The organism is Frederiksenia canicola (genome assembly GCF_011455495.1).
In the GTDB taxonomy this organism is placed as follows: Bacteria; Pseudomonadota; Gammaproteobacteria; order Enterobacterales; family Pasteurellaceae; genus Frederiksenia; species Frederiksenia canicola.
In genome coordinates this window covers 42796-69250 of record NZ_CP015029.1, presented here as the reverse complement: position 1 = coordinate 69250, position 26455 = coordinate 42796, and the positions used below count along the sequence as shown (strand labels likewise).

Sequence of the window (26455 nt, the reverse complement as noted above, 5' to 3'; positions counted from 1 at the left end):
TTACTTCAATAAGGCCTCATACCGCTCATCTGTTAGCGTTTTTAAAAAGGCTTCTAATGCATCAATTTCTGCATCGCTCAATGCTTTGGCTTTTAGCTTGTTATGGGCGACGGTTGGGGCGTATTCTGGCTCGCTCCACAAGCGGTCAGTTTCGGGATTAATTTTGCGAATGGGATTGTTGTAATGATCCAAAAACAGCAGCACGGTTCGCAGTTCTTTAAACACGCCATTGTGCATATAAGGTGCGGTTACAGCGACATTGCGGAGCGTTGGTACTTTGAATTTGCCTTTTTGCATTTCATCGCCCTTCACTTTCGGATTGGCAAACAAACCGAGATCGACAAATTCATCAGACAGTTGATTGTGGCTCAAAAGCCGGCGATTTTTCGGTACACCAAGGTTGTAATAGCGATAATTGGTAAACGTTTCTTCAAAATGCCCCACATGTTGCTGCAACTGATGACAGCTCGCACAATTCGCACCCTGAGAATCGAAAAACAACTCTCGCCCTTGTTCTTCTTGCTCGGTTAATGCCGCTTTGCCTTGCAGAAACTTGTCATACTTGGCATCGAAAGGCGCGAGTAGTTGCTTCTGCTGCTGAAAAGTCGATATTGCCTCTTCCATTGCCGCATAAACTGTTTCTACGCTTTTCCACACATCCTTTCCATAATGTGCAGTTAGCAAATTGACGTACATCGGCGTTTGCCATAATCGTTTGACGACCTCTAATTTATCAGGCATCGCCATTTCGAGGGGATCAAGCGGTGGGTTTCCTGCCTGTTCTTGCAAATCTGCCGCACGTCCGTCCCAAAATTGCCCACCAACATATTCTTTCGCTTGTTCATCAAAATGAAAGGCAGGCGAGAATTTGGCATACATCATCGTGGGGCTGTTACGATTGCCGAATTTGTGCGGATCATCGCCTTGTGACACCATTCCCTGTGCTGATGTTTCTCGTACATCGACAAAAGCGTGGTCGGGGCTGTGGCAGCTGGCACAATTTAAGTTGCCAGTAAAAGAGAGATTTTTATCAAAAAACAAGATTTGTCCAAGCAATGCTTTATCAATCGTGGGCGGCATCGTGCGGGGTTCTGGCTCAAGGGCCGCGGTTTGGGCGGAGAGACAGATAAGCGGGAAAACAAGCGGTAAGATTTTCATCATTTTTTGCAAAAGAAAATGGCACAATATTGCATTGTGCCGCTGAATGATTACGAACGTTTCATCACTTCAAAAAACTCGTCGTTGGTTTTGGCAACCATCAATTTGTCGATTAAAAACTCCATCGCTTCCACTTCACCCATCGGGTTAAGAATTTTACGGAGAATCCACATTTTTTGCAGCTCATCTGGGCTGGTGAGTAAGTCTTCTTTACGGGTACCTGAGCGGTTGAAATCAATCGCTGGGAACACACGACGCTCCGCAATTTTACGCGATAAGTGTAATTCCATATTACCCGTTCCTTTGAACTCCTCGAAAATCACCTCGTCCATTTTTGAACCAGTATCGACAAGGGCAGTTGCAATAATAGTGAGGCTGCCGCCTTCTTCCACATTACGTGCTGCACCAAAGAAACGTTTCGGACGATGTAAAGCGTTTGCGTCCACACCGCCCGATAAAATTTTGCCTGAAGCAGGGGTCACGGTGTTGTATGCACGAGCTAAACGAGTGATCGAGTCGAGCAAAATCACGACATCTTTTTTATGTTCCACTAAGCGTTTGGCTTTTTCGATTACCATTTCTGCGACTTGAACGTGGCGAGTGGCTGGCTCATCGAAGGTCGAGGCAATCACTTCGCCTTTCACAGAACGCTGCATTTCTGTGACTTCTTCTGGACGTTCGTCAATCAGCAATACGATCAACACGCATTCTGGATAGTTGTGGGTGATGCTTTGGGCAATATTTTGTAATAACACCGTTTTACCCGCTTTTGGCGGAGCTACGATCAAACCACGCTGACCTTTACCGATTGGCGAGGCTAAATCCAAAATACGAGCGGTTAAATCTTCGGTTGAACCATTGCCGCGTTCCATACGCAAGCGAGAATTGGCGTGAAGTGGGGTTAGGTTTTCGAAAAGGATTTTACTGCGAGAAACTTCAGGGCGGTCATCGTTTACTCGATCAACCTTGAGCAGGGCAAAGTAACGTTCACCTTCTTTAGGCGGGCGGATTTTACCTTCAATCGAGTCGCCTGTTTGTAAGTTAAAACGGCGAATTTGGCTCGGTGAAACGTAAATATCATCAGGTCCTGCCAAGTAAGAACTGTCGCCCGAACGTAAGAAACCGAAGCCGTCGGGTAAAATTTCCAACACGCCTTGCCCGAAAATGTCTTCTCCGCTTTTAGCATGCTGTTTAAGAATGGCGAAAATAATATCTTGTTTACGTAAGCGAGCTAGATTTTCTAAGCCCATTTGTTCTTCACCGATACGGACAAGCTCCGATACGGGTGTGTTTTTTAATTCTGTAAGATGCATAGAAATGTTTATGTATGTGTAAAATTGATTGGATTAAAAAGAAATTCTGTGGATTTTAATTCGGAATTGAGTGGCGAAGAATACAGCAGAACCGCTGATTTTGCAAATTTTTTCGCAGAACTGACCGCTTGTTTGGCGGTTTGCCTTGAAAACGGGTAAAATTGCCGTCATTTAGTTCTCCTTGTTGCTTAAAGAGGGGAGCTTGACTGAGAGGAAATGATGAAACACGCCAACGAAACGGATGATGTTCGCCTTGACAAATGGCTGTGGGCGGCTCGGTTTTATAAAACCCGAAGCATTGCCAAAGCGATGATCGAAGGCGGCAAGGTGCATTACAATGGTCAGCGTGCCAAAACCAGCAAAATCGTTGAAATTGGTGCAGTGATTAAACTGCGGCAAGGCAACGATGAAAAAGAAGTGGAAGTGTTAGCCTTAAGCGATCAGCGTCGTGGGGCTCCAGAAGCTCAACGGCTCTATCAAGAAACCGAAAAAAGCATTGCGGAGCGAGAAAAACTGGCGTTTGCTCGCAAAGCGAATGCGTTATCCATGCCACATCCAGACCGCCGACCAAACAAAAAGGAACGGCGTGATCTGATTAAATTTAAACATATCAACTCGGAAACTGTATGAATTACACACAAGACAACGACAAACTTTATCGCTTTTTATTCCAAAATCGTGCCGTTCGTGGCGAATGGGTGAGATTAAATAACACTTTTACTGAAACATTGAACACGCACCACTATCCAAAAGCGGTGCAAAATTTGTTGGGCGAAATGATGGTTGCCACCAGTTTGCTCACCGCCACCCTAAAATTCGATGGCACAATCACGGTGCAAATTCAAGGTGATGGGGCATTAAAATTGGCGGTGGTGAATGGTAATGATCAACAACAATTTCGAGCGTTAGCTCGGGTTGACGGCGAGATCACGGATGATGCGACGTTACACCACATGATTGGCAACGGCGTGCTGGTGATTTCGATTATGCCAAATCAAGGCGAACGTTATCAAGGCGTGATTGGCTTGGATAAACCAACGATCAGCGAATGCTTGGAAGACTACTTTGCCCGCTCGGAACAACTTGCCACTCAACTGGTGATTCGTGTTGGCGAATTTGACGGGCAAGCGGTTGCAGGCGGTACATTATTGCAAATCGTGCCAGATGGCACGGGTACGCCGGAAGATTTTGAACATCTCGCTACGCTCACGAGCACCATCAAAGACGAAGAGTTATTTGGCTTAACGGCAGAAGAGTTGCTTTACCGCCTATTCCACGAAGAAAGCGTAGAAGTTTTCCCGCCACAAAATACCGAATTTAAGTGTGGCTGTTCACGGGAACGTTCAGGAGCAGCCATTATGTTGTTGCCAGATGATGAAATCACCGACATGCTTGCTGAGAAAAATGGTGTGATTGATATGCAGTGCGAATGCTGCGGCACACAATATTTCTTTGATGAAAAGGCGATTGAGGAATTAAAGGCAAATAGCTAGCTCTTGTTTTCCACGCAAAACGGGGAAAGTACTGCCGAAGGCAAGGGAGAAGGATTTGCAAAAAATCGGTAAAATCTGACCGCTTGTTCCTCCTTCGGTTTCGCTACGCTCAACCGCCCCACTTTGTAAGGGCAGGATTAAAGGATCACAATGAACGAACAACCAATACAACGCCAAGTGGTGTTGGATACGGAAACCACGGGGATGAACTTCAATGGTGCCCCGCACATTGGACATAACATCATTGAAATCGGGGCGGTAGAGGTGATTAACCGACGTCTCACGGGACGGACTTATCACGTTTATATCAAGCCGCCTAGAGCCGTAGATGAAGATGCTGTGAAGGTTCACGGCATTACCGATGAAATGCTGGCGGATAAACCAACTTTTGCCGAAATTGCCCCTGAATTTTTAGAATTTATCAAAGGGGCAGAATTGGTGATCCATAATGCCCCCTTCGACGTAGGCTTTATCGATCACGAATTTTCTTTCTTACCTGAGCCGCCACCGAAAGTCGCAGAAATGTGCCAAGTGACCGACAGCTTGCAGCTCGCCCGCAAAATGTACCCAGGTAAACGCAATAACCTAGATGCATTGTGCGACCGTTTAGGTATTGATAACAGCAAACGGGTATTACACGGTGCATTGCTGGATGCCGAGATTCTGGCTGACGTTTTCTTAATGATGACGGGCGGGCAGATTGCGTTGTTAGCCGATGAAGATACAGAAACACAAGCGGTTAATGAAGAGGTCTTTATTGCCACAACGGCCTTTGATGCCTCGGGGTTAGTTGTGTTGCCATTGAGTGAAGAAGAAGCGGAAGCTCATCAGGCATATCTAAAACTATTGGATAAAAAATCTAAAGGAAACTGTTTGTGGAAGGGGCGAGAGCAGTCAGATACGCCAGTTGTGAATTAAAAATCATCGACTTGGAGAGAAAAAAAGCAGTTGTAAGATTTTTTCAAAAAAAGTGTTTGACGGCTTAAGGCGAAATCATTATTATACGTCCCGTTCGCTGCGGAGTGGTAGTTCAGCTGGTTAGAATACCTGCCTGTCACGCAGGGGGTCGCGGGTTCGAGTCCCGTCCATTCCGCCAACTAATTTAAACGTCATAATATACCTCCTTAGTACGTTAATAGGAAAAAGCCTTCGAGAAATCGAAGGCTTTTTTCTTCTTGATTTATTTGCGTTAGAGTTAAAAAGGATTGAATGTGTTGCATTCAATCCTTTTGTCTTTATTGGTAAATATCTTCCCCGTTTTTGCGGGTTTTGAGTAAACGTAAAATCCAGACATATTGTTCTGGGTGTTTGGTGACGAAATACTCAATCACTTTATTCATTTCCCTTGCGGATTGCTCTGGCGAACCGTTAAACTCCATTGGCGGTAGGATTTCAATTTGATACACGCCTTTTTCTGCGTTGTAGATCGGGAACATCGGGATCACTTCTGCATTCGCCACTTTTGCCATACGATTTAGCCCTGGGAGCGTGGCTTTTTCGGTTGCAAAGAAATCGACATAAACACTTAATTCTTCGCCGTAATCTTCATCAGGCAAGAAATAACCAAGTTCGCCTTTGCGGACATCGGCCAAAAACGGTTTGATCCCATTTTGACGGGCGTGCATTTTTCCGCCGAAACGTTCACGTGTCCAGTTCCACAGCCAATCGACCAACGGATTGCGGTGCGGGTTATACATTGAGGTCATCGGCATTCCAAGCGTATGCATCACGACGCCAGAGGCATCAATAGACCACGTGTGCGGCACAAGCAAAATCACATTTTTACCGTGAGATCGTGCCTGTTTTACATAATCTAAGCCATAAAACTCGCTGCGTTTTTGCAAGTGTGAAATGGGACGAATAGCCGTTTCGCCGATAGATAACATGGTTTGTGATACAGTGATAAACATGTTTTCGATGACTTCCGCCCGCTTATCTGCTGACCATTCAGGAAAGCAATAACGTAAATTAACATCGGCACGGTGATACTGTTTTTTACGGTTAGATTTCAAATAACGAAATACGATTTTACCAATACCAGCTGCTAATTTGTCTCGCAAGCGGTAAGGAACATACGCCAAAATACAAAGGGCGAAAACCCCTAGCCATACGCCCCAATACTTCGGGTGTAAAAAGGCTTTGGAAAATTGATGTTGATAGCCAACTTGAGCGGTTTCTCGTTCCATTTGTTCTCCAATTATTTGCGTTTTTTGCGATGATCAATCAGGTTTTTCACCGCTAAAATGAACCCTAAACCGATAAATGCCCCTGGAGGCAAAATTGCGAGCAGTAAGCCTGAATCAAGATGCAATAAGTCGATTTTTGCTCCTTTCGCCCAATCGCCTAGTAACAAATCTAAGCCGTCAAATAGTGTGCCGTTACCGATGACTTCTCGCAACGTACCAAGTAAGACAAGACTGAGCAACATTCCTAAGCCCATTGCAAATCCGTCAAAGGCGGAATGTAGCACGCCATTTTTGGAGGCAAAGGCTTCTGCCCTCCCGATCACGATACAGTTAGTGACAATCAGCGGGATAAAAATCCCTAAAGATTGATAAACGGGGTAGGCAAAAGCGTTCATTAGCAGCTGAATGGTGGTTACCGCCGTGGCGATAATCATCACATAAATCGGAATGCGAATATCATGTGGGATCCATTTTCGGAATAGCGACACTACGGTATTTGTCATCACTAACACTAGCAGTGTTGCCAGCCCCAGTCCAAGGGCATTGGTGACATTATTCGACACTGCCAATAATGGACACAGCCCAAGTAGCTGCACCAAAGCACCATTGTTTGACCAAATGCCTTGGGTAAATAACGTTTTCCACATTGATGGGGGTTGCAGTTGCACATCAACTTGTTGAATAGGAATTTGGTTTTCTACTGACATTGTATAAATTTCTCAAGCATTTCAGGTTTGGTATTTAATTCACTCACAACCCACTTGGCGCTGTTTCGTACCATATTTACCACGGCTCTTGGGGTAATGGTAGCACCCGTGAATTGGTCGAATTGTCCACCGTCTTTTTTGACTGCCCATTGCAGTTCGCTTTCTAGACTGAATTTTTTACCGTTGAAACGGGTAATCCAGTCAGAAACTCGAGTATCGATTTTATCACCAAGCCCTGGGGTTTCTTTGTGTGCTAGCGTTCGTACGCCAAGCACCGTACCATCGGGTTGAATCCCGATTAGCAATACAATATCACCCGAATAGCCGTCTGGCGCGGTAGTTTGAATGGCGTAAGCGGTCAGATTTCCCTGTTTTTTTGCAACAAAAATTTTGTTGAGGAATTGCTGCTTTGGCATATCCAACACTTTGCAAGTTGCCAGCAAATCATTATCAAAATAGCGTTGTGGCACAACTTCTAACAGCAATTTACGTTGCTGTTCAGCAGTAACGGCATCAATGCGGGCTTGGGTTAGCCAAAACACCGCCGTGGAAAGCGCTGTGCAAAGCAGAGCAACTGTCCCTAAAATCAACGCATAGCGAGTTGTAATAACTGATGTTTTCATCCTTTACCGCCTAATTTTGTGCCGTATAAACGTGGTTGGGTATAGTGATCAATCAGCGGTACGCAAATGTTTGCCAGTAATACGGCAAACGCCACCCCGTCAGGGTAATTGCCGAAATAGCGAATGAGATAAACGAGCAGTCCTACTAAGGCTCCGAAAATCAATTTGCCTTTTGGTGTAATTGAAGCAGAGACAGGGTCTGTTGCAATAAAAAATGCTCCGAACATCATCGCTCCGCTAAATAGTTGCAGTGGCATTGTCCACGCCGAATGGGTGAAAATATCAGTCATGCCACTGAGAATTACAAAGGTTGATAACATCGCTGCGGGAATTTGCCAGTGAATAATGCGTTTATAAATCAATAAAATACCACCAAGCAAAAAGGCCAGATTGAGTTGCCCCCAACCGCCTAGTAAAACATGTTGATAAAGCAGATCTGCAAGACGATGTGCTTCAGCAAAATCGTTTTTTGCCAGCGTGGTTTTCGCACCATCTAGCACCGTGGCAGAAGTAATACCATCTACGCTGCTAATCAGTTGGTGAATGCTAAAGCCATCGGTGGTGACACCCGTAAAAATCAGTGAAAAGCTATCCGCAAAGGTTGGTGGTTCACTTAATAGATCAAGCGGTGGTAACCAAGCGGTCATTTGCAATGGGAAAGAGACCAACAGCAACGCATAGCCGATCATCGCAGGGTTGAACAAATTTTGCCCCAAACCGCCATAGACGTGCTTTGCTAACAACAATGCAGCTGCTATACCAATTAACGTTAACCAATACGGTGAATAAGGCGGAATAGACATCGCTAAAATTAATGCGGTCAAAATGCCCGACATATCTGCTAAGTAGAAAGCGGTCGGTTTTCGGCGAAGTTTTGCCACGCCAATTTCAATTCCAATCGCCAAGCCCACTGCCACGGCGATTTGTATTAACACGCCATAACCAAAGAAATACCATTGCACCAACAACGCAGGCAACATCGCCGCAATCACCCACAGCATAAAGTTGGCGGTGAGATTGCTCGAATGGGTATGAGGTGAGCTGATCATTTTGAACATCAAGATATCCTTCTTAATCAATTCTTTTTTATTCAAATAAACTCAATGGGGAAAACACCAATTCAATTGCTACTAATACTACATCGCCAGCCAATGTTATTGGTGTCATCGTAATTTTCTCAATCAACTTTATAGGATCAACCTCACTCGATGTTTTGCCAACCTGAATGGAAATGGGGAGTGCCGTTTCAAACTGATAATGATGGTTGATTTTTTTACTAGAACGATAGATTTTCCCTTTCAAATCGTAGTCTTTTTCATACAGCCCTGGTTTTTTAGTTGAGCTAAAGCCTAATGCTTTTAACACGTTCTTTTCATTGTCATTTTGTGGTTCATAATATAGGGTGAAACTTGAACTAAACGATTGAGCATCGTCTGCCAATAGCACCTTAAAAGGCTTATTATTTGGGGTAGAAAAAGCTTTTGGTAGTTTGGTATTTAGCACTTTTAATAGTTCTGCCGTATTTCTTTCATCAATAAAATACCAATAGGAATCGCCAATCATTACTAGCTGTTCGTTATTTTTAGCCTGTGTTTTGCCAAACGCTCGTACAGTATCCATTGCCGATTGTTCATAATATGTATGACTACGGACAGCAGGATCGTGTGACCAAAGAAAAATGGTGCAGCTGGAAAGTAAAAGTGACAAACCAACTAAACAAACTTTGACTAAGTGCTTCATAAAAAATTCCTTATTAGACTTTAGGTAAGTGCAAATTATAGCGAATAGTGAACATTCGGATTGCAATTACGGTAGTCACCGTTGCGACATCTATCCAATTGCTTTCAAAACCAGCATCACGGAATAGGATAAAAATAATTCCACCGATAAGGCTTGCAGTTACATACACTTCTTTTTGCAAAATAATCGGTACTTCGTTGCGTAAAATATCGCGAATTAACCCGCCAAAACAGCCTGTCACGCCACCGAGAGCAATGCAAATCAGTGGATGTAGTCCGAAGTCGATCCCTTTTTGTACACCAATTACGGTAAATACGCCAAGCCCAATCGCATCAAAGATCAACAAGCCTTTTTTCCAGTAAGCACGGTCAATTTGATTACGCAAAATAGCGACTAAAATCACAGCAATAGAGATCATTAGCACATAAATTGGCTGTTTCATCCAGAATACAGGTGTGCTGCCGATCATCACATCTCGCAGAGTGCCGCCTCCCACGCCAGTAACAAATGCCAGCACAAACATACCGAAAATATCCATTTTGTGCTGGCGAGCGGCGATCGCCCCCGAAATCGCAAATACGATGGTGCCGATGAGATCTTGGATAAACAAAAACGACCACGGAAATGCCGGGAAAAGATCGTTTATCATGGGGTTTCTCCTTGTTGGGCGGCTTTTTTCGCCTTCGCCCGTGCAATCGCCGCAGCCACGGCGGCTTTGCGTGGATCAACGTTTTCTGCCGTTTCAGTCGGCTCGACCTTTGCAAAATGTTGCTCGGCACTGACCGCTTGTTGAGCCGCTTTCTTGGCTTTAGCTCTAGCGAGAGCCGCAGCCACGGCGGCTTTGCGTGGATCAACGTTTTCTGCCGTTTCAGTCGGCTCGACCTTTGCAAAATGTTGCTCGGCACTGACCGCTTGTTGAGCCGCTTTCTTGGCTTTAGCTCGAGCGAGAGCCGCAGCCACGGCGGCTTTTCTTGGATCGGCGTTTTCACTCTCACTTGCTTGTACGAGAGGCTCGGATTCTTGTGGTGGAATGCCACTAGCATCGGAGAGGTGGCCTTGTTCCGCTTGTTTTGCCAAGCGTCTTGCTCGGCGTTGTGCCATTAAATCGCGGTTATCAGGTTCGCCGTTGGCTTTAACGGTTACGCTATTGCTTTCGCTAGTCTCGGCAGAATTCTGTTTTTTTGCTTTCAAACGGGCGAGAGCGGCTTTTACTGGATCTTCACCTTCGCTGTTTGCCACTTCTTCTCGGCGTTTTTCTGCTGCCTGTTGAATGCGGGCGGTGCGAGCTTCTTTCTCCTTGTTGAGCCTTGCTTCTCGGGCTTCAAAACGTTGTTTGGCTTCTTCGGCTTTGCGGGCTTTTTCATCCATGTCGGCAATTTTCGCTTTTTCTTGGCGAAAATATTGAATGAGTGGAATGTAGCTTGGGCAGACGTAGGCACAAATGCCACATTCAATGCAGGCATCGAGATGATATTCTTTTGATTTATCGTGATCTTCCGAGCGGGCGAACCAATAAAGTTGCTGTGGCAGTAAGCCTACTGGGCAAGCATCAGAGCAAGCAGAACAGCGGATACAACTGCGTTCAGGTTGTGGCGGGGCATACTCAAAATGATCAGGGGCGATAATGCAGTTGGCCGTTTTGGTGACGGGTGACTGCAACGACGGGAGAATAAAGCCCATCATTGGTCCACCAAGGAAAACAGGAAAACGCTCGTCCGCTTGGTAATCGACTTGCTCAAGCAGATGCAAAATCGGTGTGCCGAGACGAGCCCAAACGTTACCTTTATTGCGGATTTTATCGCCCGTGAGAGTAACGACCCGTTCGATCAGCGGCTCATCATCAATTACCGCTCGTTTCACCGCAAATGCGGTACCGACATTGTGCATCACAATGCCCATTTCGATGGTGCGTTTGCCTTGCGGGATTTCTAAGCCCGTTAGTACTTGTACCAACTGATCACTCGCTCCAGATGGATATTTCGTCGGGATTATTCGTACGCTGATGTCGTTTGCCCCTTTCAAGGCGTTTTGTACCGCTTTAATCGCTTTCGGTTTGTTGTCTTCAATCGCCAGCACCACTTCTTCAGGGCGTAGCACATAGCGTAAAATGCGAATACCTTCGAGCATTTCAGCGGTGTAGTCTTGCATTAAGCGATCATCGCAGGTGATGTACGGCTCACATTCTGCACCATTAATAATCAATAGCTTACAGCGTTTGTCGGCGAAATCGAGTTTGCTCGACGTTGGGAACACGGCACCACCCAAGCCAGCAATACCTGCTTGGTAAACTTTTTCGATAATCTGACCGCTTGTAAGCTGCAAGAAATTATCAATCGGCTGGCGTTCGCACCATTGATCTTTGCCATCCGTTTCAATCACGATAGTGAGTTCAGCAATGCCCGAAGGGTGTGATGACACATAAGGCTGAATCGCAATCACTTTGCCAGAGGTTGGGCTGTGGACAGGCAATTGACGGTAGTTTTCACCTTTAGTGAGTGGCTGTCCTTTGAGTACATCATCGCCAATGTTGACGATCACGTCGCCTGCTGTACCAGTGTGTTGAATCACTGGCACATAGAAAAACTTCGGCAAATGCAGCGTGCGGATCGGTTTTTGGTTCGATTGCATCTTCATTTCAGGCGGATGAACGCCACCTGGGAAATCCCACAGCTTGCCTTGGCGAATGCGACTTAAAACATCATTTTCCATTGTTCTTCTCCACACCAACGACAAGTTTTGGGGTGATTTCTGTGGTATTTACAATCGGGATAATCAAATTTTGATCGAATTGCCAGTTCCACGTTTTGGCGGTGGGCTTAACTTTTATCATCTCAATACAATCCGTTGGGCAAGGGGCAACACAGAGTTCGCAGCCTGTACAGAGATCGGCGATCACGGTGTGCATCGCTTTGTTGGTACCGATAATCGCATCAACAGGGCAAGCGGCGATACATTTGGTGCAACCAATACACATCTCTTCGTGAATAATCGCTACCATTGTTTCAGGTGTTTCGCTGTTGGTGTCTGGCACATCTACGCCCATTAAATCAGCAAGTTTCACCACCAACGGCTGCCCACCAGGGACGCATTTGGTTATATCATCACCGTTTGCGACTGCTTCTGCATAAGGCTTGCAGCCCGGATAGCCACACTGACCGCATTGGCTTTGCGGTAATAGTGCATCGATCTGCTCGACAATCGGGTCGGCTTCAACTTTCAGTTTAATTGACGAATAGCCAAGCATCGCCCCGAAAATCAAGGCAATCAGGGCGATCACGCCAATCACAAGATAAATAATCGTAGAATCCATTAAATTTTGACTAAACCTGTAAAGCCCATGAAGGCTAATGACATCAATCCTGCGGTGATCAAGGCGATTGACGCACCTTGAAAGGCTTTTGGTACATCGGCGGCAGCTAATCGCTCACGTAAGGCGGAAAACAGCACCAATACCAATGAAAAACCCGCGGCCGCTCCGAAACCGTATAGCACCGATGCCACAAGATTGTTAGATAAATTCACATTGAGTAACGCCACGCCAAGCACCGCACAGTTGGTGGTAATCAGCGGCAAATAGATGCCCAACAAGCGATAAAGGGTTGGGCTGGTTTTGTGGACGATCATTTCCGTGAGCTGCACAATCACTGCAATCACTAAAATGAAAACCAAGGTTCGAAGAAATTGAGCGTTGAGCGGGGCGAGAATGTAGGTGTCGACCAAATAGGCAGAGAGCGATGCCACCGTGAGTACAAATGTGGTTGCCATTCCCATGCCAATGGCGGTCTCGACCTTTTTCGACACCCCCATAAACGGACATAACCCTAAAAATTTCACCAACACAAAGTTGTTTATCAACGCCGTGCCGATGACCAGTAAAATATATTCCACCATAGCCGCTAAAATTTCTTGCAAAAATGGGGCGTATTATCCGTTTTTTCGCCCGTTTGGACAAGAAATTCCGTTACAAGCGGTCAGATCCAGCCCATTTTTTGCAAATGGAAAATGTGATTTGGATCACACTTTTTTGTAAATAGGAACAGTTCGCATTGACAAATCGGGAATATATTTCTACACTTCGCTCGTTTCATTTACCCTCAATTATCGTCAATTAAAGGATTTTTTATGAAAAAAGCACTCTCAACCGTTGCAGTTCTTTCTGCATTAGCGGCTTCAACCTCTGCTTTAGCAGCAAACGAAGTCAATGTGTATTCTTACCGTCAACCATACTTAATTGAGCCAATGCTCAAAAACTTTGAAAAAGACACTGGCATCAAAGTGAATGTGATCTTTGCAGACAAAGGGTTGGTTGATCGTGTGAAAAAAGAAGGCGAGTTAAGCCCAGCAGATGTGCTTTTGACCGTTGATATTAGCCGTGTAATGGAAATTGTGAATGCAGGTTTAGCACAAAAAGTGGATTCAAAAGTGCTTGAGAAAAATATCCCTGAACAATTCCGTGATTCTAACGATGAATGGTTCGGTTTAACCAAACGTGCACGTGTTATCTACACTTCAAAAGATCGCGTTGGTAAATTACCAGCAGGCTTTGACTACCTAGATTTAGCCAAACCTGAATATAAAGGCAAAATTTGTGTACGTTCAGGTAAAAACTCTTACAACGTTTCTTTATTCGCAGCGATGATTGAACACTACGGCGAAGAAGCGACCCGTAACTTCCTTAAGGGCTTAAAAGCCAACTTGGCACAAAAACCACAAGGTGGTGACCGTGACCAAATCAAAGCGATCAAAGAAGGCGTATGTGATTATGCATTAGGTAACAGCTACTACTACGGTAAAATGTTAGACGATGAAAAATCACGTCCAGCTGCTGAAGCCGCAATTCTTAACTTCCCACAAGGCAAATTTGGTACTCACTTCAACATCAGTGCAGTGGCTGTGGCGAAACACTCACCAAATAAAGCGAATGCCGTGAAGTTGATCGAGTATCTCAGTGGCGACAAAGCACAAGCCCTTTATGCAGAATTAAACCACGAGTATCCAGTAAAAGCGGGCGTAAAACCATCTAAATTAGTAGAAGGTTGGGGAACATACTCTGCGGATGCGATCAAACTGGAAGATATCGCGAAAAATTATAACAAAGCGTTAAAACTTGTTGATGAAGTGAAGTTTGACGAGTAACTTTTGTGATACAAGCGGCCAGATCCTGTAAAAGTTTTGCAGATCTTACCGCTTGCAATCTTATTTTGATATGGACGCAGCCGAATTTTCGGTGCGTCCTGTTCTATTTTTTATTGAACGTAAAAAAGCGATCAATTATTTAAAATTTTCTAATTTTTACAATGAAAAACCGTTATCTTTCTTGGCATTTTGGGGCATTGCTTGCCACCTTATTGGTGTTGTTACCGTTATTAGCGTTAGGTTATCACGCACTCAGCGGCGAAATGGACAACTTGATTCATTTTTGGAACACCATGTTAGGCAACTATGTGCTGAATTCGGCATTGCTTGTATTTGGAACTGTTTTTCTTTCTCTGATTTTTGCCTTACCTTCCGCATGGATTGTCGCAAATTATCAATTCTTCGGGCAGAAAACGCTGCAATGGTTGCTTTGTTTGCCGTTGGCAATGCCTGCCTATTTAATCGCCTTTCTCTATACTGATTTGCTCGACTATTCGGGCAGTTTTCAGGAAATGCTACGGAACATTTTTGGCTGGAAAAGTCCACATGATTACTGGTTTCCACAAATTCGTACCCTTTATGGGGCGAGCTTTGTACTCGCTTTAGTGCTGTATCCTTATCTCTTTTTACTTGTTCGAGTGGCGTTACTGGAGCAGTCAGAAAATCTTACCCATAGTGCCAAAATGTTAGGTGCCAGTTCTGCTCAAATTTTCCGCCGTATTACTTTTCCATTGATTCGTCCAGCTATTGCGGTGGGGATGGCGTTAATCGCGATGGAAACGTTGGGCGATTTTGGTACGGTGTCTTACTTTGCTGTGCCAACGTTAACCACAGCAATTTACGATTCGTGGCTCGGTTTTCACGATCTTGGCACGGCAAGCCGTATTTCAATTCTCATGCTGTTAATGATTTTCTTGCTCATTAGTGTTGAACAGTATAGCCGCCGTAAGCAGAAAAGTTATCAACGCGGCTACGAAAAGAAAACCGCATTTAGAACATTGACCGGTTGGAAATTATGGGCGGCACAGTTTTGGTGCTGGGGCTTGCTGTCGTTGGCATTTTTTATTCCTTTTGGGCGTTTACTCTACTGGGCGTATGATTATTTTGAACAGTCGTGGAATTTGGATTTCGTGCAATTTGCCGTGAATAGTTTGAAGGTTTCTGTGATTGCTTCGATTGTGACTGTGGCTGTGGCGTTGCTACTTCATCTAGCTCACCGTCTTTCATATAGCAGTGGTAAATTTTGGCAACGAACTACCCGCTTGTCGTTGCAGTTTTCTTCTCTGGGGTATGCGATCCCTGGCACGGTGTTGGCTATTGGGCTGCTTTCACCACTGACTTTTGCCGATCATAGTTTGCACCATTTGTTAAAATCACTAGATTTATCACCCGTGGGGTTGATTTTTTCAGGCTCTTTATTTGCGTTAGTGCTGGCTTACACGATTCGCTTTTTAGCGATGGCAATTGGCAGCCTAGAAACTTCATTAGGGCGAGTTTCCCCTTCATTGGATATGGCAAGCCAAACCATGGGAAGTAATGGGGCAAATATGTTTAGAAAAATCCATATTCCATTAATTTCAAAAGGTATTATTACTGCGGGATTAATGGTGTTTATTGAAAGTATGAAAGAACTGAATGCGTCTTTACTGCTGCGTCCGTTCAATTTCGATACACTTGCCACTCATGTGTTTACTTTTACTTCTGATGAACAGTTAGAGCGAGCAGCATTACCAGCGATTGTGTTGGTGTTAGTTGGGTTGATCCCTGTTATTTGGCTCACTCGTTCATTAATTTCTCAATCTCAAAAAGAACGATAAAAATGAAAGTCCTTGAAATTCAAAATCTTAGTGCTAGGTTCGATCAAACCGCAGTGCTTAAATCTTTAGATTTAGCAGTCGATGAAAATGAAATTATCTGCCTGTTAGGGGCAAGTGGTTGCGGAAAAACGACGCTGTTAAAAGCCATTGCAGGTTTATTGCCAATTTCCGAGGGGGCAATTCATCTCGGTGGACAAGATTTGTCACAGAAAGCAGTGGAAGATCGCCATATTGGGTTGATTTTTCAGGATTATGCGTTGTTTCCGCATTTAACGGTGCAGGAAAATATCCAATTCGGCTTAACCAAATTATCCAAAGAAGAACAAAATGCCATTTGTGGGCAGATGCTGTCGGTAGTGAAGCTATGTGGCTTTGAAGGGCGTTATCCGCACGAACTTTCGGGGGGACAGCAACAGCGTGTAGCGATTGCAAGAGCCTTGGCATGTAAGCCAGAACTGCTTTTATTAGATGAACCATTCTCAAACATTGATAGCCAAACCCGCTACGAGATGATTCAAGAAATCAAGCAAATTTTAAAAAGCCAAAAAGTCCCTGCCATTTTTGTCACACACAGTAAAGAAGAGGCCTTTGCCTTTGCGGACAAAATTGCGGTGATGGATCAGGGCAAAATTGTGCAATTTGGCACACCTACCGCACTTTATCATTCTCCTATAAATAAATTTGTGGCAGATTTTCTTGGGGGGACAAACTATTTACAAACCGAAGTGAAATCGAGTCAATGGCTTGAAAGCCCAATTGGCGATTATCAGTTTCCAGAAATGCCTTATCAGCAAGGGCAGTATCATTGGTTACTTCGCCCAGAACAGCTGGTGATTAAAAATGAACCAACAGGCAAAGGCATGGTGGTTGAAAAATTGTTTCTTGGGCAGTTTCATCGCTATAAGATTGCGATTAATGGCGTTGAACTGACGGTTTATAGTGTCAATGATCTTTCTATCAACAGTACCGTTTCAGTGGGTTTCCAATGCCGAGAGTTAGTGTTGTTCAACAAAAATGCGATTCAAAATAAATAATTATTGAATTTGAATGCATAATTATGCAATAATTCAGCCATTACAAGCGGTTAGATCCGCTTTATTTTTTGCAAATCACCTTACACGGCTTGCCAAAGCAATTTGAGTTGCGTTGGCAAAGCCTTTGTGCATTTTGACAGATTCATAAGGAACAACTATGGCACTTTGGGGCGGGCGGTTTACACAAGCTGCCGATCAACAATTCAAATATTTTAACGATTCATTGCGTTTTGACTACCGTTTAGCCTTGCAAGATATTGATGGCTCAATCGGTTGGGCTAAGGCGATCCACTCTGTTGGTGTGATCGACGAGGCAGAATTAGACCGCTTGATTGCCGCACTCAAGCAATTACGCGCGGAAGTAGCACCGAATTTAGCGATTGTCCTGCAAGAAGATGCAGAAGATATTCACAGCTGGGTAGAATTACAACTGATCAAAAAAGTTGGCGATCTCGGTAAAAAATTGCACACGGGGCGTAGCCGTAATGACCAAGTTGCCGTCGATATGAAACTGTGGTGTAAAGCCCAAGTGATTTCGCTGCAAGAGTCGGTGCGTGCGTTGCAAGAAAAATTAGTCGAAACCGCCGAAGCCAATCAGCACGCCATTATGCCAGGCTACACCCATTTACAACGTGCTCAGCCGATTACTTTTGCACACTGGTGTATGGCGTATTACGAAATGTTAGAACGTGATTACAGCCGCTTGACTGATGCCTATAAACGAATGAACACTTGCCCGCTCGGCTCGGGGGCATTGGCTGGTACGGCGTATGCGATCGATCGTGATTTGTTAGCACAGCATTTGGGCTTTGAAACGGCGACTCGCAACAGTTTAGACAGTGTCTCTGATCGCGATCACGTTTTGGAATTACTTTCTGCCGCCTCAATCAGTATGATGCACCTTTCTCGTTTTGCAGAAGATTTAATCATCTTTAACAGCGGTGAATCGCATTTTGTTGAGCTTTCTGACCGTGTTACTTCGGGGTCATCGCTGATGCCACAAAAGAAAAACCCTGATGCGTGTGAATTAGTACGGGGTAAAACGGGGCGAGTTTTTGGGGCATTAACGGGCTTACTCACCACCCTCAAAGGCTTACCGCTTGCTTATAATAAAGATATGCAAGAAGACAAAGAAGGCATTTTCGATGCATTGGAAACGTGGCAGGCGTGTGTGAACATTTCGTCACTGGTGCTAGACGACATCAAGGTCGATAGTGAACGCACTAAAGAAGCGGCACAACAAGGCTACGCTAATGCAACGGAGCTTGCCGACTACTTAGTGGCAAAAGGCATTCCATTCCGTGAAGCACATCATATTGTGGGCGAAGCTGTGGTGTACGCCATCAGCCAACGCAAAGCGTTGGAAGCTCTTTCTCTCGATGAGTTTAAACAGTTCCATACTGGAATTGGAGAAGACGTTTACCCCATCTTATCGCTCGACTCTTGCTTGGCAAAACGTTGTGCTAAAGGTGGTGTGAACTTAGAACGCATCGCCGAAGCTATCGCTGCGGCAAAAGCAAATTTGCAAAATATGGCGAGAATCTAACCGCTTGTCAGTAATGATAAGCTCTCATTGCCTGTGAGAGCTTAAATTTTTTAACAGAATTTAGCCAATTTAGCAAAACCGTGCTAGAATCCCACCGCTTGTTGAACGCAAGCTCTCATCAAATTGTCAGTTTAGTATTCCAAATTCCCCGTCATTTTTTATCTAAATTCACTTTTTTATCAATAAAACAATAAATTATATATTTAAACAACGAGAAATATGAAACAAGATCCAAATTATCAACAAGAACTTGAAAAATACGAAAACCCCGTACCCAGTCGAGATTTTATTCTACAAACCATTCGTGATTACGATGCGCCGATGAGCAAAGTAGAGTTGCTTAACGCCTTTAAAATTGCGGATGAAGATCGCACCGAAGCCATTCGTCGCCGTTTGCGAGCAATGGAAAACGACGGTCAGCTGGTCTTCACTAAAGGTCGTCGCTATGCGTTGCCTGAAAAAATGGACTTGCTCAAAGGCACGGTTATCGGGCACCGTGATGGCTACGGCTTTTTGCAGGTGGAGGGCTCGGACGACTGGTTTATTCCAAATGCTCAAATGTTACGAGTGATGCACGGTGATTATGTGTTGGCTCAGCCAAATGGCACTGATCGCCGTGGCCGTAAAGAAGTGCGAATTGTGCGAGTGCTTGAAGCACGCAAAAAGCAGATTGTTGGACGATTTTTCACGGAATCAGGCATCAGCTATGTGGTGCCAGACGACAGCCGAATCAATCAAGATATTTTGATCCCCGAAGAACACCGCCTTGGGACAAGAATGGGGCAAGTGGTGGTCGTTGAGCTTCAGCCACGTAAAGCGGATTTCAAACGCCCTGTCGGTTTTATCACCGAAATTCTCGGCGATAATCTTGCCCCAGGGATGGAAATTGAAATTGCGTTACGCAACCACGAAATTCCGCACGTTTGGAGCGAGGGGGTTGAAAAACAGATCCGTCAATTTAACGAAGAAGTACCTGAAGAAGCGAAGCTAGGGCGAGTTGATTTGCGACATCTCCCGCTGGTGACCATTGATGGTGAAAGTGCCCGTGATTTTGACGATGCCGTTTTCTGCCAAGCGGAGCCAAACGGCTGGCGGTTGTGGGTGGCGATTGCCGATGTGAGCTATTATGTTCGCCCAAAAACCGCTCTCGATCTTGAGGCCCAACAGCGTGGTAACTCGGTTTATTTCCCAAATCGGGTGATCCCAATGTTGCCCGAAGTGCTGTCGAATGGCTTATGCTCACTTAATCCGCAGGTTGATCGTCTCTGTTTGGTGGCTGAAATGCAAGTATCGAAAAATGGTTCGCTAGGCGATTTTCAATTCTACGAAGCAGTGATGAATTCCCACGCCCGTTTGACCTACACCAAAGTGTGGAACATACTTTCAGGCGATGAAACGTTGCGGGAACGTTACGCCCCGCTCGTGCCACATTTAGAAGCTTTGTACAAAATGTACAATGTGTTAGTTGCTGCTCGCCAGCAACGTGGGGCAATTGAATTTGAAACGGTGGAAAACCAATTTATTTTCAATCCGCAAGGTAGAATTGAGCGAATTGAACCGCTTGTGCGTAATGATGCCCATAAAATCATCGAAGAATGTATGATTTTAGCCAACATCGCCGCTGCTCGTTTGGTTGAAAAAGCGGACGAACCGAGTTTATATCGCATTCACGCACAACCAAGCGAAGAAAAGCTCACTAGTTTCCGCTCTTTCTTGAAAGAGTGCGGGCTATTTTTGGATGGCGGACTGAGTCCAATGCCAAAAGATTACGCCAAATTACTTGAAACAGTTCGAGAACGACCTGATCGTGAGTTGATCCAAACCATGCTGCTGCGTTCGCTCAAGCAGGCGATTTATTCACCAGACAACGAAGGGCATTTCGGCTTGGCATTGACGGAATACGCCCACTTCACGTCGCCAATTCGCCGTTATCCTGATTTGCTGTTGCATCGTGCAATTAAGTATTTGATTGAAAAGCAAAAAGGTAACACCCGCCACTATACCGAGGGCGGTGGCTATCACTATAAACTAGACGATATGGATCAGTTTGGTGAGAAATGCTCTGCCACCGAACGCCGTGCCGATGATGCCACCCGTGAAGTTGCCGACTGGCTGAAATGCGAATATATGCAGGACCATATCGGTGAAACATTTGACGGCGTGATTTCAAGCGTGACAGGCTTTGGCTTGTTTGTGAAACTAAATGAATTACTCATTGATGGCTTGGTGCATATTTCCACGCTCGATAACGGTTACTACCATTTCGACAGCGATCGCCAACGCTTAGTTGGTGAAAACGGAATGATGTACCGCTTGGGCGATCCTGTGAAAGTACGGGTAATTGGCGTAAATTTAGACGATAAAAAAATCGACTTCGCCTTAATCAGCAATCTTCGCAAACCTCGTTCAGCGGGCAAAACCGCTAAACAGAAAGCGAAAAAAGGCACGCCTGTTTTCAAAGAAGTCGCCACGGTTAAGATAAAGAAAAAGAAAGCAAAAGTCGCCAAAAAAGCCAAAAAATCGACGACTAGCAAGAGCAAAAAACGCTAACAAGCGGTCGGATTCTTCCCATTTTTTGCAAATGAAAAAATCCTTTGCTTGTTTAATGCGGAGTCAGCGAGTAAACTGACTCCGCTTTTTCACTCATAGGAGATTAAAGATGAAAAAATTAGCATTCGCTACATTACTCGGTTTCGCTTCTACTGCCGCATTCGCCGCCCCTGTTGGTCAAACCTTTACTGGCTTTGGTGTTGGTCTTGATTTAACCTCAACTAAATATGAACATGTAAAACGTGCTACAGGTGTTGGCGTTGTTGTTGATTACGGTATCGATTACGGTAATCACTTAGTCGGTCTAGTTGAAGGTAAAGTAAAATTAAACAAGTCTAAATTATTAGATAGAAATGATGGTGCGGGTTCCTACGCTAAAGTGGATGAAAAATGGCGTGCTAATGTAAGTTATTTGCAAGGCTACCGTGTTTTACCTGACTTACTTCCATATGTCAAAGTGGGTTACTCATTGACTAAATTTTCTGGAAAAGATGGTGAAACAACCAATTCAGGTAGCATCCAACGCTCGGTATCTGAAACTAAAGGCGGATTTAACTACGGTTTTGGGGCTAAATATGCCGTCTCTTCGAACTTTGAAGTGGGGGCAGAATATTTAAGAGGCCGCATTAAATTTGATGGTGAGAGCCTAAACTCAAATACATTTGGTGCTAACGCGACTTACCGTTTCTAATATAGCCCGTTGATGTGTAAGGCATAATGTGAACCATTATGCCTTTCTTTGTTTGGAGGAATAATGAGTCAAAATAAACTCTTTGGGCTAATTGTGGTGGCGACATTAGCCGTCATCTCTTGGTTTCTTGCCGAGACTCAATTTGCCACCCGTTTACATTTAAGTGCCTTAACGCTGGCCATTTTAATTGGGATGGTATTGGGCAATACGGTTTATCCTAAAATTGAAGCCCAAACGATTGAAGGCATTAACTTTTCAAAAACGTTTTTACTGCGTACAGGGATCGTGCTGTACGGTTTTCGAATTACCTTGCAAGACATTAGCTCCGTTGGCATGAATGCCATTGCAACCGATGCGATTATGTTGATTGCGACCTTTTTTATCACCTGCTGGATCGGCATTAAATTACTTAAAATTGACCGTCAAATCGTACAACTCACCGCAGCAGGTTGCAGCATTTGTGGCGCGGCGGCGATTATGGCTGCTTCGCCAGTAGTGAAATCGGAAGCTCATAAGGTTTCGGTTGCGGTGGCATTAATTGTGATTTTTGGCACAATTTGTATGTTTATTTACCCCATGATGTACCCTTTTTTAAGCCAATACATCAGTTCACACCAATTTGGTATTTACATTGGCTCAAGTGTACATGAAGTGGCTCAAGTGTATGCAGCCGGCAGCAATATTAACCCAACGGTTGCCGATACTGCGGTGATCAGCAAAATGATTCGTGTGATGATGCTCGCCCCATTTCTTATTGCTCTTTCTTATTCGTTACAAAAAGAGAGCCGTGCGGCGAATAATAAAATTAATATGCCATGGTTTGCGGTATTTTTTGTCGGGGTGGCGATTTTCAACTCGTTTAATTTATTACCAAACGCATTAGTGAATATGTTGATTCAACTCGATACCATGTTGCTGCTAATGGCAATGTCTGCATTGGGTTTAACTACACGGTTTAGTGCGATTAAACAAGCGGGAATGAAGCCGTTGTTGCTTGGTGCATTCGTCTGTATTTGGTTGATTGTTGGTGGTTTTTTTGTCAATTTAGCAATGGAAAAATTATTAGGCTACAAGTTTTAAGAGAATCGGTGAATGCGTCTATCGTATTTCGGCAAAGTGGGACACGAAAGTGTCCCCTTTTCTTGCCAATTAGGCTTCAATGTCTTCAAATAGCAAAGTACTCAAATAACGCTCTGATGCGGAGGGTAGAATGACCACCACGGTTTTGTTGGCAAACTCAGGTAGTTTTGCGATGCGATCAGCAGCGGCAACGGCAGCACCTGATGAAATACCGACTAAAATGCCTTCTTCCGCCATAATGCGACGAGCGGTGGCGATTGCGGTTTCGCTATCGACTTGTTCAACACGATCGATTAAGTGCAAATCCAAGTTTTGCGGAATAAAGCCTGCCCCGATCCCTTGAATTTTATGCGGACCCGGTTTCACTTCTTCACCGTTTAAGGTTTGGCTGATGACGGGTGATTCTTTCGGCTCAACGGCAACGCTGATGATCTGCTTGCCTTTTTGCTGCTTGATAAAACGGCTCACGCCCGTTATCGTCCCACCAGTGCCAACACCTGCTACGAATACGTCAATGTTGCCTTCGGTTGCATCCCAAATTTCAGGACCCGTGGTTTGCTCGTGGATGGCAGGGTTAGCAGGATTTTCAAACTGTTTAAGCATCACATAGCGGCTTGGATCGCTGGCGAGAATTTCTTCCGCCTTAGCAATTGCACCCTTCATTCCTTTTGCCCCTTCAGTGAGTACCAACGTTGCCCCTAAGCCACGCAATAAGCGGCGGCGTTCAATACTCATTGTTTCTGGCATAGTAAGCGTAATCTTGTAGCCACGGGCTGCTGCTACATAGGCTAGGGCGATGCCCGTATTGCCGCTGGTGGCATCAATGATCTCTTTATCTTTAGTTAGAATGCCGTCTTTTTCCGCCTGCCATACCATATTTGCCCCAATGCGGCATTTCACGCTAAAACTGGGGTTACGAGATTCTACTTTCGCCAACAAATTGCCGTTATTACCGAAGTGCTTTAAACGAACAAGAGGGGTGTTGCCAATGGTTTCGGTGTTATCTGCATAAATAGTCATTTCAATGTCTCCTATCAAATAAATTGTGAATTTCCAGTAGCATACTGGATTTTTTCTAGAATCTAACAAGGAAAAAAGCATTTTATATAACCAAATGCGATATACAAGCGGTCACTTTCGCCTGATTTTTTGCAAAAAATTAGCTACAACTGACCGCTTGCAAGGCTATCTGTTTAAGGTATAGTACGCCTTTTCCAAGGAGAAAATCAGTATGAGCAAACAATCGAACACCAAAAGAACCCTTACTCAAGCAGTCACCCTTGCAGTGATTGTCGCCGCTTCTGTACTAACTTGGCTGAACAACGAAAAAAAAGAACAACCAACCACTCAAACAGCGGCGAGCCAACGTCAATCTCTTGATTTGCCAAAAGAGTTAGGCAATTACGACACCATTATGGCAAAAGATAAATACGGGCAGAATGCGAGATCGTTTGATTACTATATGTTATCGCTCTCTTGGTCGCCGAGTTTTTGTGAGCAACAGAAACAGAAAAATGGCGGCAATATACCGCAGCATTTACAGTTTCAATGTAATGAGGCGGCTCAATTCGGCTGGGTGATCCACGGTTTATGGCCACAAAATGCGGCTGCTCAAGCAGTGAGCGATCATCCACGCTTTTGCCAAGGTGATTTACCGCCAGTTTCGGAAGCCTTGATCAAAAAATATCTGCCCGATTCCCCTGGGGCAAACTTACTGCAAGGGCAGTGGGAAAAGCACGGTTCTTGTGCTTTTAATTCGGCAGAAACCTATTTTGCTAAGCAAAGTGAGCTCTTTCACCGTCTCAATTTACCGGCCAACGATCTTTCCCGTAAAGAGCTGTTTCAATGGATGAAAAAATTCAATCCGCAGCTGAAAAATGTTGGCTTGGAGTCTCGTGGCAATGAACTTTACATTTGCTACGACAAACAGTGGAATCCAATAGATTGCCAATGATCTCGCCCCTTCTCAAAATGCAAGTGCAACGCCAGCTCAAACGGGACTTAGGCAAAGCGAATGCCTATTTCAACAAGCAATTCTCCCCGCCGAGTGTCAATTATGCGGTGCGTGGCGTGAAAGCGGGCGTGGCGTATTTGCAACAAAATGAAATTCGTTTGAATCCCGTTTTGCTTGCTGAAAATGGCGAAGCATTTATTCGTCAAGTGGTGCCACACGAATTGGCTCATCTGCTGGTTTATCAACAGTTCGGGCGGGTGCAACCCCACGGCAAAGAGTGGCAAATGATGATGGAACAAGTGCTTGGCGTGCCTGCCGAAACCACCCACTGTTTTGACACTCAAAACGTGCAGGGGAAGCGTTTCGCCTACGGCTGCGGTTGCCAAACCCATCATCTTTCTATCCGACGTCATAATGCGATTTTACGTGAGCAGCGAAAGTATTTATGTCGACAATGTGGTGGGGAACTGAGATGGCAATCTGACTAACAGGCGGGCAGATCCACACAATTTTTTGCAAAATGCATTTAATGCCGACTAGTTAAATACGCCATTCATTTTTAAATAAAACAGAGCTTTGGTCTTTAAATGCTAATAGTTTTTAATTAGAATGAAACTCTTTTACTTTTCATTGACTGACTTTTGTGTTCACCGTTCAAAATGCCACCTTTGCCATCCCCAGCCGTACTTTGCTGCACCCGATTTCGCTTACCTTTGAGCCGGGCAAAGTATATGGGCTGATTGGGCATAATGGATCTGGAAAATCGACTTTAATCAAGCTGTTAGCCAAACAGCAGCCACTGTCTGATGGGCAAATTTTATTTGAAAATCGACCGCTTGCCGCCTGGTCAACTCGTGAGTTTGCCAAGCGAGTTGCCTATTTGCCACAACATCTGCCGAATGCCACGAATCTCACCGCCAAAGAGTTAATTGCAATGGGGCGGTATGCGTGGAAAGGGCTATTGGGGCGACATTCTGCACAGGATAGCCAAGCGATTGAGCAGGCATTGGCTTTGACGCATACCGAAAAATTTGCCGAGCAGCAGGTCGATTTGCTTTCTGGCGGGGAGCGTTCTCGCATTTGGCTAGCGATGTTATTAGCACAGCAGAGCCAGTTTTTACTGCTTGATGAACCTTTGGCTGCACTCGATATTGCTCACCAAGTTGAAGTTATGGAATTGGTACACAAACTGAGTCGTGATTTGAATTTAGGCGTCATCATCGTGATTCATGACATTAATTTAGCGTCTCGTTATTGCGATCATCTTGTGGCGTTGCATAGCGGCAAACTACTGGCGGAAGGCGATGCCCATCAAATTGTGAATACAGCCTCATTACAAGCGATTTATGGCATTGAACTCAATGTTATCAATCATCCTACCACCCAACGTCCAGTGAGTTTTTATTAATGAAATTGACGATTCGGAG

Annotated in this window: 26 protein-coding genes and 1 tRNA gene; 14 read left to right on the top strand and 13 right to left on the bottom strand. The window is 44.7% G+C overall.

The features are described from left to right. The 3 genes from A4G17_RS00335 to A4G17_RS00325 are packed head-to-tail and all read right to left on the bottom strand — an operon-like array spanning position 1 to position 2642. The gene (locus tag A4G17_RS00335; RefSeq protein WP_123955615.1) at positions 1-1161 is read right to left on the bottom strand and encodes a cytochrome-c peroxidase; all 1161 of its coding nucleotides are present in this window, start codon (positions 1159-1161) and stop codon (positions 1-3) included. Positions 1162-1208: 47 nt separating this feature from the next. After that, positions 1209-2471 (bottom strand): transcription termination factor Rho, encoded by a 1263-nt coding sequence (gene rho, locus A4G17_RS00330; protein WP_123955616.1) that lies wholly within the window; start codon positions 2469-2471, stop codon positions 1209-1211. Positions 2472-2504: 33 nt separating this feature from the next. Then, positions 2505-2642 (bottom strand): hypothetical protein, encoded by a 138-nt coding sequence (locus A4G17_RS00325; protein WP_165894244.1) that lies wholly within the window; start codon positions 2640-2642, stop codon positions 2505-2507. A gap of 48 nt (positions 2643-2690) precedes the next feature. Between A4G17_RS00325 and hslR the strand changes: the two genes are divergently transcribed. The 4 genes from hslR to A4G17_RS00305 all read left to right on the top strand — a co-directional run bounded on the left by hslR (position 2691) and on the right by A4G17_RS00305 (position 5060). Continuing rightward, positions 2691-3101, top strand: coding sequence for a ribosome-associated heat shock protein Hsp15 (hslR, locus tag A4G17_RS00320; protein WP_123956657.1), 411 nt, complete (start codon positions 2691-2693; stop codon positions 3099-3101). Next, positions 3098-3964 carry an Hsp33 family molecular chaperone HslO gene (gene hslO / locus A4G17_RS00315; RefSeq protein ID WP_123955617.1) on the top strand — a complete coding sequence of 289 codons (867 nt, stop codon included), beginning with the start codon at positions 3098-3100 and terminating at the stop codon, positions 3962-3964. The genes hslR and hslO overlap by 4 nt, the downstream gene beginning before the upstream one ends. Before the next feature lie 150 nt (positions 3965-4114). Continuing rightward, on the top strand, positions 4115-4882 hold the full coding sequence (gene dnaQ / locus A4G17_RS00310) for a DNA polymerase III subunit epsilon (RefSeq protein ID WP_123955618.1): 768 nt from the start codon (positions 4115-4117) through the stop codon (positions 4880-4882). A gap of 101 nt (positions 4883-4983) precedes the next feature. After that, a tRNA-Asp gene (locus tag A4G17_RS00305) sits at positions 4984-5060 on the top strand. A gap of 139 nt (positions 5061-5199) precedes the next feature. Here the strand turns inward: A4G17_RS00305 and lpxM are convergent. From lpxM to rsxA, 9 genes are read right to left on the bottom strand one after another with little or no spacing between them, the layout of a single operon-like run. Beyond that, positions 5200-6150 carry a lauroyl-Kdo(2)-lipid IV(A) myristoyltransferase gene (lpxM, locus tag A4G17_RS00300; RefSeq protein ID WP_123955619.1) on the bottom strand — a complete coding sequence of 317 codons (951 nt, stop codon included), beginning with the start codon at positions 6148-6150 and terminating at the stop codon, positions 5200-5202. Between the two features lie 11 nt (positions 6151-6161). Further along, positions 6162-6857, bottom strand: a complete 696-nt coding sequence (locus A4G17_RS00295; RefSeq protein ID WP_123955620.1) for an electron transport complex subunit E — start codon at positions 6855-6857, stop codon at positions 6162-6164. Further along, the gene (gene rsxG, locus A4G17_RS00290) at positions 6848-7480 is read right to left on the bottom strand and encodes an electron transport complex subunit RsxG (protein ID WP_123955621.1); all 633 of its coding nucleotides are present in this window, start codon (positions 7478-7480) and stop codon (positions 6848-6850) included. Before rsxG ends, A4G17_RS00295 begins: the two co-directional genes overlap by 10 nt. Continuing rightward, complete coding sequence (gene rsxD, locus A4G17_RS00285; RefSeq protein ID WP_123955622.1) at positions 7477-8538, bottom strand: electron transport complex subunit RsxD; 1062 nt, start codon at positions 8536-8538, stop codon at positions 7477-7479. Before rsxD ends, rsxG begins: the two co-directional genes overlap by 4 nt. Positions 8539-8566: 28 nt before the next feature. Beyond that, entirely contained in the window at positions 8567-9220 is a 654-nt protein-coding gene (locus A4G17_RS00280; RefSeq protein ID WP_123955623.1) for a hypothetical protein, read from the bottom strand. Between the two features lie 13 nt (positions 9221-9233). Further along, the gene (locus A4G17_RS00275) at positions 9234-9869 is read right to left on the bottom strand and encodes a trimeric intracellular cation channel family protein (protein ID WP_123955624.1); all 636 of its coding nucleotides are present in this window, start codon (positions 9867-9869) and stop codon (positions 9234-9236) included. Further along, a complete protein-coding gene (gene rsxC / locus A4G17_RS00270) occupies positions 9866-11929 on the bottom strand; it encodes an electron transport complex subunit RsxC (RefSeq protein ID WP_165894243.1) in 2064 nt (687 codons plus the stop codon). Before rsxC ends, A4G17_RS00275 begins: the two co-directional genes overlap by 4 nt. After that, complete coding sequence (rsxB, locus tag A4G17_RS00265) at positions 11919-12530, bottom strand: electron transport complex subunit RsxB (RefSeq protein WP_123955626.1); 612 nt, start codon at positions 12528-12530, stop codon at positions 11919-11921. Before rsxB ends, rsxC begins: the two co-directional genes overlap by 11 nt. Continuing rightward, positions 12530-13111: an electron transport complex subunit RsxA gene (gene rsxA, locus A4G17_RS00260; RefSeq protein ID WP_123955627.1), complete on the bottom strand. Its 582-nt coding sequence runs from the start codon at positions 13109-13111 to the stop codon at positions 12530-12532. Before rsxA ends, rsxB begins: the two co-directional genes overlap by 1 nt. A 231-nt stretch (positions 13112-13342) precedes the next feature. On the opposite strand from rsxA, the gene A4G17_RS00255 reads away from it, so the two are divergent. From A4G17_RS00255 to A4G17_RS00225, 7 genes are all read left to right on the top strand, one after another. Continuing rightward, complete coding sequence (locus A4G17_RS00255) at positions 13343-14356, top strand: Fe(3+) ABC transporter substrate-binding protein (protein ID WP_123955628.1); 1014 nt, start codon at positions 13343-13345, stop codon at positions 14354-14356. A 161-nt stretch (positions 14357-14517) separates the two neighbouring features. Continuing rightward, complete coding sequence (locus A4G17_RS00250; protein ID WP_123955629.1) at positions 14518-16173, top strand: ABC transporter permease; 1656 nt, start codon at positions 14518-14520, stop codon at positions 16171-16173. A 2-nt stretch (positions 16174-16175) separates the two neighbouring features. Continuing rightward, positions 16176-17207: an ABC transporter ATP-binding protein gene (locus A4G17_RS00245; protein ID WP_123955630.1), complete on the top strand. Its 1032-nt coding sequence runs from the start codon at positions 16176-16178 to the stop codon at positions 17205-17207. A 157-nt stretch (positions 17208-17364) separates the two neighbouring features. Beyond that, a complete protein-coding gene (gene argH, locus A4G17_RS00240; protein WP_123955631.1) occupies positions 17365-18753 on the top strand; it encodes an argininosuccinate lyase in 1389 nt (462 codons plus the stop codon). A 219-nt stretch (positions 18754-18972) separates the two neighbouring features. Next, positions 18973-21303 carry a ribonuclease R gene (gene rnr / locus A4G17_RS00235; RefSeq protein WP_123955632.1) on the top strand — a complete coding sequence of 777 codons (2331 nt, stop codon included), beginning with the start codon at positions 18973-18975 and terminating at the stop codon, positions 21301-21303. 109 nt (positions 21304-21412) lie between these two features. Continuing rightward, positions 21413-21994 carry a porin family protein gene (locus A4G17_RS00230; RefSeq protein WP_123955633.1) on the top strand — a complete coding sequence of 194 codons (582 nt, stop codon included), beginning with the start codon at positions 21413-21415 and terminating at the stop codon, positions 21992-21994. Between the two features lie 63 nt (positions 21995-22057). Then, complete coding sequence (locus A4G17_RS00225) at positions 22058-23074, top strand: YeiH family putative sulfate export transporter (protein ID WP_123955634.1); 1017 nt, start codon at positions 22058-22060, stop codon at positions 23072-23074. A 69-nt stretch (positions 23075-23143) separates the two neighbouring features. On the opposite strand, the gene cysK is transcribed toward A4G17_RS00225, so the two are convergent. Further along, entirely contained in the window at positions 23144-24094 is a 951-nt protein-coding gene (gene cysK / locus A4G17_RS00220; RefSeq protein ID WP_123955635.1) for a cysteine synthase A, read from the bottom strand. Between the two features lie 211 nt (positions 24095-24305). Between cysK and A4G17_RS00215 the strand changes: the two genes are divergently transcribed. The 3 genes from A4G17_RS00215 to A4G17_RS00205 all read left to right on the top strand — a co-directional run bounded on the left by A4G17_RS00215 (position 24306) and on the right by A4G17_RS00205 (position 26436). Beyond that, positions 24306-25028 (top strand): ribonuclease T2 family protein, encoded by a 723-nt coding sequence (locus A4G17_RS00215; protein ID WP_123955636.1) that lies wholly within the window; start codon positions 24306-24308, stop codon positions 25026-25028. Positions 25029-25045: 17 nt separating this feature from the next. Beyond that, the gene (locus A4G17_RS00210) at positions 25046-25516 is read left to right on the top strand and encodes a SprT family zinc-dependent metalloprotease (RefSeq protein ID WP_418886391.1); all 471 of its coding nucleotides are present in this window, start codon (positions 25046-25048) and stop codon (positions 25514-25516) included. A 155-nt stretch (positions 25517-25671) separates the two neighbouring features. Then, positions 25672-26436: an ABC transporter ATP-binding protein gene (locus A4G17_RS00205; protein ID WP_123955638.1), complete on the top strand. Its 765-nt coding sequence runs from the start codon at positions 25672-25674 to the stop codon at positions 26434-26436. Positions 26437-26455: the final 19 nt, after the last annotated feature.